Below are 12,104 nucleotides of genomic sequence, written 5' to 3'. Positions count from 1 at the left end.
CCTGCCGTGGCCCTCATTCTCGCTCACGCGATGTTGAATTGCTTGCGCAAGGTTCGATCAAACAGCGCGCGCGGCAGGAAACGCCGGGCAAACGATGTCTGCCGTGCCGCCTTGCCGGAGGGGTAGCGCAACCGCGGCGCCTTGTCCTGTGCCGCCATCAGGATGGTGGCCGCAACATCATCCGCCGTGTCGCCGGTCGCCATGGCCAAGTCAAACGCCGTGCGGTATCTGGCCAGTGTCTGGCCATAGGCTGCAACCGGACGGTCGCCTTGCGGAGAATTAGCCTCGATCGAGGTTTTCGTTGCCCAAGGCTCGATCACGGCGACACGGATGCCGAACTGGCGAACCTCATGGTCCAGCGATTCCGAATAGCCCTCAATGGCGTGCTTGCTGGCCGAGTAATAGGCTCCAAAAGGACCGGGTATTAAGCCCAGGACAGAGCCGATGTTCAATATCCTGCCATAGCCCTGTTGGCGCATCATCGGCAACACGGCATTGGTCACCCGAACGACACCCAGAAAATTGGTTTCGAACAGCGAACGAACCTGATCCACCGAGCTTTCTTCGGCCGCCCCGGACAGGGCGTAACCGGCATTGTTGACCAGAAGGTCGATACGGCCAAGTTCCTGATGCGCCAGCGCCACGGCATCCGAGACAGACAAATCGGAAGTCACGTCACAAGCAATCATCCGAATGCCATCACGTATCTCGCCAGGTGCGGCCTTACGACTCGTGCCAATCACCCGGTAGCCTGCCCGGGCCAGAGCCGTGGCGGCCGCCTTGCCAATCCCACTGGAAGCCCCGGTCACAAAGGCAGTCTTCTGTCTCTTGGTTGCAAACGTCGCCATAGCGTCTTTCTCTCTTTTCGGTATCACCATGGATTGCCGCCAAGGCATATGGTTTTACGACACTAATTTAATGATGATCATTATCATCATTGATGATTTTTAATGATATATATCATCATTAAAGTCAAGCGTGACTTTCATGTGGTGAGGGAAAGGGTAACCCTTCAGTGTCGGGACCCGGCACCAATCCGCAAAGGATCAGGCACAGCAAACTGATTTGATGGGGCCGCACCAGCGAGCGACCCCAAAAGTAGTCAACGCCCGGCAGCTGCCGCCAACGAGGGGTAATCGATATAACCCGCGGCACCGCCACCATAGAGCGTAGCCGGGTTTATCTCTGCCAACGGCGCATCGCTTTTCAATCGCTCAACCAAATCGGGATTGGCAATGAACGGCCGGCCGAAGGCGATCAGATCCGCCCGACCCTCGGCAAGATGCGAACTCGCCAGCTCGAAGTCATAGCCGTTGTTGGCGATATAGGTCTTGCTGAAGCGACGGCGCAATGATCCGAAGTCGAATGGCGCGACATCGCGCGGCCCACCTGTGGCACCCTCGACGACATGAATGTACACGATGCCAAGGGCTTCGAGCTGATCGACGATGTAATCGAACTGCGCCTGCGGATCAGTACTCGAAATGCCATTGGCGGGCGAGACCGGCGAGATGCGGATGCCGGTGCGTGCAGCGCCGATTTCCTGGACAACCGCGGCCGTGACTTCCAGCATGAGGCGCGCACGGTTTTCGACAGAGCCGCCATAGGCGTCTGTGCGAACATTGGCACCGTCCTTGGCGAACTGATCAAGCAGATAGCCGTTGGCCCCGTGGATCTCGACACCATCGAAACCAGCCTTGATGGCGTTGGCTGCTGCCTGACGGAAATCGTTGACGATCCCAGGAAGCTCTTCCAGTTCAAGGGCACGGGGTTGCGAAACGTCCACGAAGGCATTGTTGACGAACGTCTTTGTCTCGGCGCGGATGGCTGAAGGGGCAACCGGCGCTGCGCCGTTCGGCTGGAGATCAACATGGCTGATGCGACCGACGTGCCAGAGCTGGAGGAATATATGGCCACCCTTCTCGTGCACCGCACTGGTGACCTTGCGCCAGCCTTCGATCTGCGCCTGGGTATAGATACCGGGCGTGTCCTGGTATCCCTGCCCCTGCCGCGATATTTGCGTGGCTTCGGAAATGATGAGCCCGGCCGAAGCACGCTGGCCGTAATATTCAGCCGTCAGGTCACCTGCGACAAAGCCCGAACCGGCGCGATTGCGCGTCAGGGGCGCCATGACGATCCGGTTGGAAAGCGTCAATGAGCCGAGCGTATAGGGTTCGAAAAGCGTCTTTTTAGTCATGATTTGCCTATGTGTTGCCGCCGCAGCGGTATGGGTTGCGCGGTCTGCTCAAGCGACGGCGCGGTACCGTTCGGCTGGCAGCGCATTGCCGAAGTTGGCCAGCATGGTCTTGCGCGCAGCTTCAAAGGCTTCCCACTGACCGGCATCGGGAAGCGGCGGGATGGTCACCGGCTCGCGACGGTCGAAGCCGACCAGAGCCGCATCCACAAGATCGCCCACCTCCATGACGTTGTTCAGTGCGTTAACGTCGGCGCCGACATGGTCCCAGATTTCGGTTCGTGTCGTGGCGGGAAGAACAGCCTGAACGTAGACGCCCTTCGGTCCAAGCTCGAGGCTTAGCCCCTGAGACAGGAAGAGGACAAAGGCCTTGGTTGCGCCGTAGACCGTCATGCCGAACTCCGGCGCCAGACCAACCACGGAGCCGATGTTGACGATTGCACCCTCACCTTTCTTGACGAGTCGAGGGGCAATTGCGCTGGCAAGGCGAACGAGTGCAGTCGAATTGAGTGCAACAAGCCGGGCCATGTCGTCGGTGCTCTGCTCGATGAACGTTCCACCGATGGCCGTTCCGGCATTGTTGACGAGGATGCCGATGCTGTCATCGTCGCGCAGTCTCGTCTCTACTTTCGCAAGATCGGCGAGTTGCGTGAGATCCGCCTGGACGATGTCTATGGCCACGCCGGTTTCCTGTCGCAGACGGCTTGCAACGGCCTCCATTCGCGCCACGTCACGGGCGACCAGCACGAGATCGTGGCCGCGCCGCGCAAACCGATCGGCATAGGTTGCACCAATACCGGTGGAGGCGCCGGTGATGAGGACTGCAGGATTTGTGCTCATAGGATTGCTCTTTTCTGTGATGGAACCTATATTCATGACAATCATCATGATTGGATTTAAATATGATAGCCATCATGTAAATGTCAACGACCATGTTGGGAGAATTGTGAAAATGAAGGTCAGCCGAGAACAGATGGCGGAAAACCGTCGCCGGATTCTGGATGTCGCCAGCCGGCTGTTTCGCGACAAGGGGTTCGATGCCGTCAGCGTTGCGGAGGTGATGAGGGCAGCCGGTCTTACTCACGGCGGCTTTTATGGACATTTCAGTTCAAAAGACGATCTGGTCGCGGAGACCCTTGCCCATGCCCTTGCTTCAGATAGCGTCGGAGGAGGCAACTTTAGCGATTTCGTCAAATCCTATCTTGCGCCTCGCCATCGCGACAACGCTGCCGGTGGCTGCCCAACCGCCGGTCTCGCTGCAGCAATTCGCCACCAGACGCCGCCGGCGCGCTCCGCCATGACAGAAGGCCTTCGTGCGCAAATTAGCCGGATCGAAAAGGCACTCCCGCAACTGGACCCGGCAGATCGCCGGCGCACAGCGATAGGAAGCTGGGCGGCCATGGTTGGGGCGGTCATACTCGCCCGGGCAATCGACGATCCGGAACTATCGGACGAGATTCTGGAACAGACGCACGCATGGATCGATAACAGCATCAGTTAGTCCGCAAAAAACGACGACGCGGACCGGCATGACCCTCCCACGTAACCTTCATCCAAATGCGATTGGAGGCTCTGCGTTTTTCAACATTCCAGTTGGCGCGGTGTGGGCAATCGGTAGCAAAGCGAAGCTTTGATCTCCCGCAGCATCGGAGCCGGGCGCAGTGATGATCCCGGCATGGCCTGCCGGGGTCTGGTATCCGCGTGATAAGTCCGGCCGGAAGATCGGTCCGGATGTGGATGAGATGGAAACCCCCAGCCTTTCAACCGTGCCCGGCCAGATGGTGTGCGGCCCCGCATTGTTGCGGCTCCTGCTGCCCTTGAACGCCGCCGTCACACCACTCTTCAGGTGTGAGCCGGCACGCATGGACGCCCCTACTCTGCCGCGAGCGCCAGCGGCTGCCCTACGTGCTCGACCGTCTCTTTTTCGGCACCTGCCTTGGGTGGCTTGATCCGGAACCAGACAGCATAGAGGGCCGGCAGGAAGAGCAGGATCATTACCGTGCCTGCTGCCGTTCCACCGATCAGGGTATAGGCCATCGACCCCCAAAATACTGAGTGGGTCAGAGGTATGAACGCCAGGATCGCCGCGAGAGCCGTCAGGATCACGGGTCGTGTCCGCTGCACTGTCGCTTCGATAACGGCATGATAATCATCGAGCCCTGCCGCCTTGTTCTCCTTGATTTGCTCTGTCAGGATAAGCGTGTTGCGCATCAGGATACCCGCCAGTCCGATCAAGCCGAGAATGGCGTTGAAGCCGAAAGGCTGATTGAACAGGAGCAGGGTCGGAACCACCCCGGCAAGACCAAGCGGCGCTGTCAGCATCACCATTGTCATTGTCGAGAGACTGCGAACCTGCAGGATGATGACGATCAGCATGGCAGCAATCATCACCGGGAAAACCTGAGCGAGTGCCGTATTGGCCTTGAGAGACTCCTCGATGTTGCCGCCCATCTCGATACGATATCCAACGGGAAGCGACGCGATGAGTGGCCGCAGAGCTTTCATAACCTGCTGGGAAACCTCCGGAGGCTGCGTCGCCTCGTTGATATCAGACCTGATCGTGATGACAGGCGTGCGGTCGCGACGCTTCAGGATAGGTTCTTCAAACCGGATTTCGGAGTGCCCGAGTTGATCCAGCGGAACCTGACGGCCATCCCTGCTCATTAGAGAGAAATCGGCAAGACGTGACGGATCGAGGCGGTTTTCGCCAGCACTGCGAGCGACGACGGGCACGTTGCGGATATTGTCGCGCACCTGCGTAACGGGGATGCCGGAGAGCAGCATCTGCAATTGCTGGGCCGCCTCCGATGGAGAAAGACCAATCAGATTGAGCCGCTCCTGGTCGGGCACAAATCGCAGAACGGGTGTTCGGTTGCCCCAGTCACGGTTGGCTTGGCGAACATCGGGGATAGTCTTCATGATCGCCAGAGCCTGCTCAGAAATCCTGTAGAGTTCATCCTGATCGGGACCCATGATCCGGAACTCGACCGGGAACGGCGTGTAAGGACCAAACACAAGCTGGGTGACGCGGACGGACGCTTCAGGAACAAGACCGTCCGAAATAGCTGCACGAAGGCGATGCTTCAGTTCTTCACGAGCGTGGGCATCGGGTGTGAGCACGACGACCTTGGCGAAGGCAGGGTCAGGTAGTTCCGGTGCCATGGCAAAGAAGAACCGGGGTGCGCCCTGCCCTACGTAGGACGTGACGATATTGGTCTCAGGCTGAGTTTGCAGCCAGTCCTCGACTTTCTTCACCGCAGATGTCGTCGCCTCAATGCTCGTGCCCTCGGGCATGCGCACCTCGACCAGCACCTCAGGCCGATCCGACGTCGGGAAAAACTGTTGTTTCACGCCGCCCATTCCAACGACCGAAACGGCCATGGAAATGCCGACCACGGCGCAGACCATGAACTTATGGCGGACAGCGAACTCTATGACGGAACGCAGACGGCGGTAATTCGGCGTGTCATAGATGGCGTGATGACCGCCCTCGACCGGCTTGATGTTGGGCAACATCTTCACACCGAGATAGGGCGTGAAGGTGACGGCGACGATCCAGGATACGATGAGCGCAAACCCCACGACCCAGAAGATGTTGCCGGCATATTCGCCTGCGGTCGACTTGGCAAAACCCACGGGCATCAGGCCGATGATCGTGACCAGCGTGCCGGACAGCATCGGCGCTGCCGTATGGCTCCAGGCATAGGCCGCCGCCTTGATGCGGTCCATGCCCTCTTCCATCTTCACCACCATCACTTCGATGGCAATGATGGCATCGTCAACTAGAAGGCCAAGCGCGAGAATCAAAGCGCCAAGCGTGATGCGGTCGAAGAAGCGCCCGGTCTCCAGCATGATGAGGAAGACGACCGCAAGGGTGAGTGGCACAGCAAGTGCGACAACAATACCAACGCGCCAGCCAAGTGCCACCAGACTGACAAACAGAACCACGCCGAGCGCCATCGCGAACTTGAACATGAACTCGCCGACGGCTTCATCGATGTTGACGGCCTGGTCGCTGACTTTGGTAAGCGTCATCCCCAGCGGCAATGTTTGCGCAATGGCGGCAGAGCGAGCCTCAAGCGCCTTGCCGAGATCAAGACCGTTCCATCCCGCCTGCATCACCGCACCCAGCATGATTGTCGGTTCACCCTCGTGGCGGATGATATACGTGGCGGGATCCTGATAACCGCGTCGCACCTCTGCAAGATCGGAGAGCTTCAGCGTTCGTCCAGCAGCAACGATCGGCGTGTCGGCAATCGCCTGCACACTGTTGTAAGCTCCGTCGAAGCGGATAAAGACCTGTGGACCTCGTGTGTCGATTGAACCCGCAGGCGTGACCGTGTTCTGTCGCTGCAACGCAGAAGCGATATCCTGCGCGGATATGCCGAGTGTCGCGAGCTTCGCATAGGAGAACTCGACGAAAATCTGCTCGGGGCGCTCGCCGACGATATTGATTTTCTTGACGCCAGGCACGTGCAGGAGGTCCTGGCGGATGACTTCCGCTTGCCGAACGAGATCGCGCATCGGCATTCCCTTTGCCTTCAGGGCATAGAGGCCGAAACTCACGTCAGAATATTCGTCGTTGACGAATGGGCCCATGACGCCCGGGGGGAGATTGCGGGCTTCGTCGCCAAGCTTCTTGCGCGCCTGATAGAACTCTTCTGCAACCGCACTTGCCGGCGTGTTATCCTTGAGGGTGACGGTCAGGAAAGCGTAACCTGGCCTCGTTGTGGTCTCGACGCGGTCGTACCAGGTCAGTTCCTGAATACGTTTCTCAAGCGGCTCGGCGACGAGGTCCTGCATTTCTCGCGCTGTTGCACCCGGCCAGACTGACGTGACCGTCAATGTCTTGATGGTGAAGGACGGATCCTCGGCGCGCCCCAGCTTGACGAAAGCGTAGACGCCGGCTGCGGCCAGCAGCACGATAAAGAACAGGGTGATGGCGCGTTCGCGAACCGCGATGGCTGACAGGTTGAAGCGCATTAGTTTTTCACCTCTTGGCTCGAGGCAATCCTGACGGTCGCGCCATCGTCGAGAAGATGCGCGCCGAGGGCAACGACCTGCTCCCCGGTGCCGATCCCCGTGACAAATGCCGTCTCCTCGCCAATCTGCTGAACTTTAATCGGGGTGAACTTCACCTTTGACGTTGCGCCGTCGACGATCCACACACCTGTGCGATTACCGTCGTCCAGAATGGCGCCGACGGGCACGGTGACTTCCGACTGGCGTTCGGCATCCGGTGTTCTGATTGTTACAGTGGCGCCAAGCGGTGCTGAGGCCGCATCACCCTCAAGAATGTAACGCGCTTCATAGGTTCTCGTTTGAGGATCAGCCGAATCGGAGATTTGTCGCAGTCTGGCGTTTCCACTAAGCCCGTCGCTTCCATAAACACTGGCCTGTGCTTCCGATCCCACCTTAGGTCGCAGTGTCTCAGGCAGCCAGACGACCGCCTCGCGAGGGCCCGCCTTTGCGAGTTGAACAACCGTCTGGCCGGCGGCGACCACTTGTCCCGGATCACCGAGAGTTTCGACGACCGTTCCATCCGAGTCAGCAACAAGAGTGGTGTAGGTTGCCGCATTCTCGGCAACCTCCGCTTCGGCCTCGGCCGCCGCAAGCTGTGCTGTCGCTGTATCGAGAGCCGCCTTTGCCTGTTCATAACGCTGGGGCGTGGCCGCCAGGCCATTCTTGACCAGTGCCGCATAGCGCTTCTCATCGGCTTGCGCCTGAAGCAGAATAGCACGCGCTGATATGACCGAATTCCGCTTTGCTGTCAGTGCAAGCTGAAGATCGGTCTCATCAATGCGCATCAGCGGTTGGCCCTGTTTGACCTGCTGACCGACATCGACCAGCCGCTCCACGATTTTACCGGGAACGCGAAATCCGAGATTGCTTTGAACGCGCGATGCGACCGTCCCGGTGAATGACCGGTCGGCCCTGCCGGTCCTTTTCGCCTCCGCAATCCTTACCAGTGGTGAAGCCGTCCTTGGGTCTGCGGCCTCGGCTTCCCGTTTTGGGGTTTCAGAAACGAGGAAAAAGGCGGCGGCCCCAGCCGCTGCGACAAGACCCACGACAGTCAGGACATGTTTGCTTTTCATTGTAAGTTCTCTTCTTGACCAGCGGTGCAAATGATTTAGATTGCGATCTAAATCTATATGCGTTATAAATGTCAAACGAAATCTAACCGGAGGTCGATATGAGAGTGAGCCGGGCACAAGCCGAGGAAAATCGGGAGACGGTGATCAACGTTGCCAGCCGTCTGTTTCGCGAGCACGGATTCGATGGCATTGGCCTGAAAGATTTGATGAAGGGTGCAGGACTCACTCAAGGCGGGTTCTACAAGCAGTTTGCATCGAAGGACGATCTTGCAGCCCAGGCTTCGAGGCGCGCGATGGAAAGCGCTACACGCAGATGGTCTGAAGCGGCTGCGGACAGTTCCGATCCTCTCGAAGCAGTGATGGCGTTCTATCTGTCCAAGGACCACCGTGGAGAAAAGGCAGAAGGTTGCCCCCTGGTGGCACTGGGGTCGGACGCTACTCGGCAGAGTGAAGAAGTCAGGCGTCCATTCGAGGATGGGATACGCGCTCACTTCGAGGTGCTCAATGAACTGCTTGATGACACCAGAAGCTCCAATCCCAGCGGCAAGGCGATGGCGATCCTGTCTCTCATGGTCGGCGCCGTTACCCTGTCTCGGATCATGGAAGACGAGAATACGTCTCAAGGAATCCTCGACGCAGCGGCGGAGGAAATCAGGCGCATCGCAGGCGCTGATCATGCGGCCTGAGGATCGCGCTCGGTAGCTAGGGAAAACAAAAGCCAAACGCAGTCGCCGCGTCGGGTTCGGGCGGATGCGATTTAGGCACTGAAGAAACTGCATATCCGGAGAACAGGCCCTGACCGCACCGTCGGTCGGGATGCCGAAGGCATGCCAATTTAAACGAAGAACAGGTGTAAAACATGCGTCGTATCGTTGTCACAGGAATGGGAGCTGTCAGTCCCCTTGGAGCGAATGTCGGTATCTCCTGGTCGCGCCTGCTCGCGGGTCGAAGTGGTATTCGACGGCTGGGTGACGACGTGGTGGCGGACCTGCCATCGAAAATCGGGGGCGTTGTCCCCTCATTGATGGAAGATCCCGAGGGCGGCTTCGATCCCGACACCATTGTGGCTCCGAAGGACCAACGCAAGGTCGACCGTTTTATCATATTTGCACTGGCAGCCGCGGAAGAAGCGCTTGCACAAGCAAACTGGAAGCCGACCTCGAATGAGGAACGGCTGAGGACCGCGACGATTATCGCGTCCGGTATCGGCGGCTTTCCTGCGATAACCGAAGCGGTCCGCACCGTCGATCAACGCGGTGTCCGTCGCCTTTCGCCCTTCACCATACCGTCGTTTCTGGTCAATCTCGCAGCCGGGCATGTCTCAATCCGTCATGGCTTCAAAGGCCCTCTCGGTGCACCGGTAACCGCGTGCGCCGCCGGCGTTCAGGCAATTGGCGATGCTGCGAGGCTTATTCGGTCAAATGAAGCCGAAATTGCGATATGCGGCGGAACAGAAGCCTGCATGAACATCGTCAGCCTCGGAGGTTTTGCAGCCGCCAGATCTCTGTCGACTGCTTTCAACGAAACACCAGACAAGGCATCGCGCCCCTTCGACACATCACGCGATGGCTTCGTCATGGGCGAAGGAGCGGGCATGCTTGTCATTGAATCCCTGAGCCATGCACTTGCTCGCGGCGCTACACCAATTGCCGAACTTGTCGGCTACGGCACGACAGCCGACGCTCATCACATCACGTCAGGACCAGAAGACGGGAATGGTGCCAAAAGAGCCATGGAGATCGCCATTGCGCAGGCAGGAATTTCCCCGCGCGAAATAGGTCATCTGAATGCCCACGCCACCTCGACCCCGGTCGGAGACCTCGGCGAAATCAGGGCCATCAAAAGTATCTTTGGTTCCGAGAAGACTGTCGCTGTCAGCGGGACGAAGTCAGCAACAGGACACCTACTTGGCGCGGCTGGAGGATTGGAAGCAATCTTCACCATTCTAGCACTCCAGCACCAGATTGCGCCGCCAACTCTCAACCTGAATGTTCCTGATCCGGAAGCCGAAGGCATCGATTTTGTGGCGAACCACGCGCGCCAATTAGACGCTGAATTCGCAATATCCAATGGTTTCGGTTTTGGCGGTGTCAATGCGAGCGCAGTGTTCCGGCGGTGGCCGAAGGCAAACGGCGCTGGCTGAGGATCACCGTCGCGCCACCACACTCTGAAACTGTTTCGCTTGGGAGTTGAACGTCAATGAACCAAACCTTGGGCACGACACCGGACATACTGCACCTCTAACCGAGGATTGCCATTATAGGCGTCGGCGGCGGTGGTGGTAATGCGGTCAACAACATGATGGCGCAGAAGCTGCAAGGGGTAGAATTCATTGCAGCAAACACCGATGCACAAGCTCTCTCCATGTCTAAAGCCCCACGAGTTGTTCAACTCGGCCTGATCGCGACTGGCGGGCTTGGGGCCGGATCACTCGCCGAGATCGGACAAGCGGCGGCCGAAGAAACGATCGACGAAATCATGGGACATCTGACCGGGATGCATATGTGTTTCGTGACCGCAGGCATGGGGGGCGGCACTGGAACGGGCGCCGCGCCTGTTATAGCTCGAGCTGCGCGGAAGGCCGGAATCCTGACGGTCGGCGTGGTAACCATGCCATTCGCATTTGAGGGCATACATCGAATGCGAATGGCCCGACACGGGGTAGAGTGTCTAGCCGAAAGCGCGGATACCGTGATCGTGATCCCAAATCAGAACCTCTTCCGGGTGGCAGATGCCGCAACGACGTTTGCTGAGGCTTTCGAAATGGCGGATCGGGTTCTTTATGCAGGCGTCAGCTCCGTCGTCGATCTGATTGTCAGGGAAGGGCTTATCAATCTCGATTTCGCCGACCTAAGGTCAGTGATGCGCGGTATGGGCCGAGCTGTGATGGGCACGGGAGAAGCGGCAGGCGAAGGCCGTGCAAGAGCTGCCGCCGAAGCAGCGATTGCTAATCCGCTTTTTGACGACACATCGGTCAAAGGTGCCAAAGGGCTCCTCGTCTCGATTTCCGGTGGACCGGACATGACGCTGTTCGATGTGGACGAAGCAGCCACGCGCGTGCGCGAAGAGGTCGACGCTAACGCCGATGTCGTGATCGGCGCGACGTTCGACGATGCGCTTGCGGGTCGACTGAAAGTGTCCGTTGTCGCGAGCGGATTGCGGCAACCGGCAGAGGTGATCTTTCTTGCGGAGCGCACGGGGTGAGCCTGCTCCTTTGCACCCTCGAGCGAGCATGTCCTTGCAGACTTGAGAATGCCTGCGTGTCTGCTACCTCCCGGCCCAAGACAGGGCGACATAGAAAATTCCAGTGAAATCGATCGAGAGGAAACAGCACATGCTGAAGCACTTCTTAGAAAAATGGCGTCTATGGGAAGAAGCATTCCTCGGTATCGATGATTTGCAGGGGGACTATCTCTTCTCCTTGGAAAAGCGCGTGGCTCGGCTCGAGGCAGCTACGGAGGCGTTAGATAGAAAACGCCTGCCTGCGACCTTGCCCCAATCTGCCGAAACAACGCCACGTCGGTGACGCGGAAACCCTGATCACAAAGTGAATGCCGCTCTGAGCGCTTGAAGTGCTTGTTCCGGCTCGTGTTTTACGAAGGCCTAGGTGCACGCTATCAAAGCCCCACGGGGCTATGCCGCGAGCAAGTCATTTGCGGTATCCAAGGCCCTAAATGCAAAGTGCCCTCCGGGATGGGAGGGCTTTGTTGTTGATAGTCTTGAAGATATTGGTTGCGGGGGCAGGATTTGAACCTGCGGCCTTCAGGTTATGAGCCTGACGAGCTACCGGGCTGCTCCACCCCGCGTTACCAGCG

The 12,104-nt window shown here is 58.4% G+C and carries 10 protein-coding genes, 1 tRNA gene and 1 pseudogene; 6 read left to right on the top strand and 6 right to left on the bottom strand.

Features of this window, described 5'->3' with window-relative positions:
• Window positions 1-23: 23 nt before the first annotated feature.
• The 3 genes from AC1DCP_RS20245 to AC1DCP_RS20235 all read right to left on the bottom strand — a co-directional run bounded on the left by AC1DCP_RS20245 (window position 24) and on the right by AC1DCP_RS20235 (window position 3,034).
• Window positions 24-848: an oxidoreductase gene (locus tag AC1DCP_RS20245; RefSeq protein ID WP_003519271.1), complete on the bottom strand. Its 825-nt coding sequence runs from the start codon at window positions 846-848 to the stop codon at window positions 24-26.
• A 254-nt stretch (window positions 849-1,102) separates the two neighbouring features.
• Window positions 1,103-2,197, bottom strand: a complete 1,095-nt coding sequence (locus tag AC1DCP_RS20240; protein WP_112496236.1) for an alkene reductase — start codon at window positions 2,195-2,197, stop codon at window positions 1,103-1,105.
• Window positions 2,198-2,245: 48 nt separating this feature from the next.
• Entirely contained in the window at window positions 2,246-3,034 is a 789-nt protein-coding gene (locus AC1DCP_RS20235; RefSeq protein WP_112496251.1) for an SDR family NAD(P)-dependent oxidoreductase, read from the bottom strand.
• Between the two features lie 112 nt (window positions 3,035-3,146).
• Between AC1DCP_RS20235 and AC1DCP_RS20230 the strand changes: the two genes are divergently transcribed.
• Window positions 3,147-3,695, top strand: coding sequence for a TetR/AcrR family transcriptional regulator (locus tag AC1DCP_RS20230; RefSeq protein ID WP_038494739.1), 549 nt, complete (start codon window positions 3,147-3,149; stop codon window positions 3,693-3,695).
• 217 nt (window positions 3,696-3,912) lie between these two features.
• Window positions 3,913-4,043: pseudogene (locus AC1DCP_RS20225) on the top strand (flavin reductase family protein); the annotation flags it as partial.
• Between the two features lie 23 nt (window positions 4,044-4,066).
• Here the strand turns inward: AC1DCP_RS20225 and AC1DCP_RS20220 are convergent.
• The gene (locus tag AC1DCP_RS20220; RefSeq protein WP_476774584.1) at window positions 4,067-7,177 is read right to left on the bottom strand and encodes an efflux RND transporter permease subunit; all 3,111 of its coding nucleotides are present in this window, start codon (window positions 7,175-7,177) and stop codon (window positions 4,067-4,069) included.
• The gene (locus AC1DCP_RS20215; protein ID WP_038494733.1) at window positions 7,177-8,289 is read right to left on the bottom strand and encodes an efflux RND transporter periplasmic adaptor subunit; all 1,113 of its coding nucleotides are present in this window, start codon (window positions 8,287-8,289) and stop codon (window positions 7,177-7,179) included. Before AC1DCP_RS20215 ends, AC1DCP_RS20220 begins: the two co-directional genes overlap by 1 nt.
• Before the next feature lie 98 nt (window positions 8,290-8,387).
• Between AC1DCP_RS20215 and AC1DCP_RS20210 the strand changes: the two genes are divergently transcribed.
• The 4 genes from AC1DCP_RS20210 to AC1DCP_RS20195 all read left to right on the top strand — a co-directional run bounded on the left by AC1DCP_RS20210 (window position 8,388) and on the right by AC1DCP_RS20195 (window position 11,815).
• Window positions 8,388-8,975, top strand: a complete 588-nt coding sequence (locus AC1DCP_RS20210) for a TetR/AcrR family transcriptional regulator (RefSeq protein ID WP_003519277.1) — start codon at window positions 8,388-8,390, stop codon at window positions 8,973-8,975.
• 173 nt (window positions 8,976-9,148) lie between these two features.
• The gene (gene fabF / locus AC1DCP_RS20205; protein WP_038494730.1) at window positions 9,149-10,432 is read left to right on the top strand and encodes a beta-ketoacyl-ACP synthase II; all 1,284 of its coding nucleotides are present in this window, start codon (window positions 9,149-9,151) and stop codon (window positions 10,430-10,432) included.
• Window positions 10,433-10,539: 107 nt separating this feature from the next.
• Entirely contained in the window at window positions 10,540-11,493 is a 954-nt protein-coding gene (ftsZ, locus tag AC1DCP_RS20200) for a cell division protein FtsZ (RefSeq protein ID WP_121556214.1), read from the top strand.
• 130 nt (window positions 11,494-11,623) lie between these two features.
• The gene (locus AC1DCP_RS20195; RefSeq protein WP_038494727.1) at window positions 11,624-11,815 is read left to right on the top strand and encodes a hypothetical protein; all 192 of its coding nucleotides are present in this window, start codon (window positions 11,624-11,626) and stop codon (window positions 11,813-11,815) included.
• 203 nt (window positions 11,816-12,018) lie between these two features.
• On the opposite strand, the gene AC1DCP_RS20190 is transcribed toward AC1DCP_RS20195, so the two are convergent.
• Window positions 12,019-12,095, bottom strand: a tRNA-Met gene (locus tag AC1DCP_RS20190).
• Between the last annotated feature and the right edge of the window lie 9 nt (window positions 12,096-12,104).

Source organism: Agrobacterium sp. 10T429 (assembly GCF_056393925.1).
This window is presented reverse-complemented; position numbering and strand designations above follow the sequence as displayed.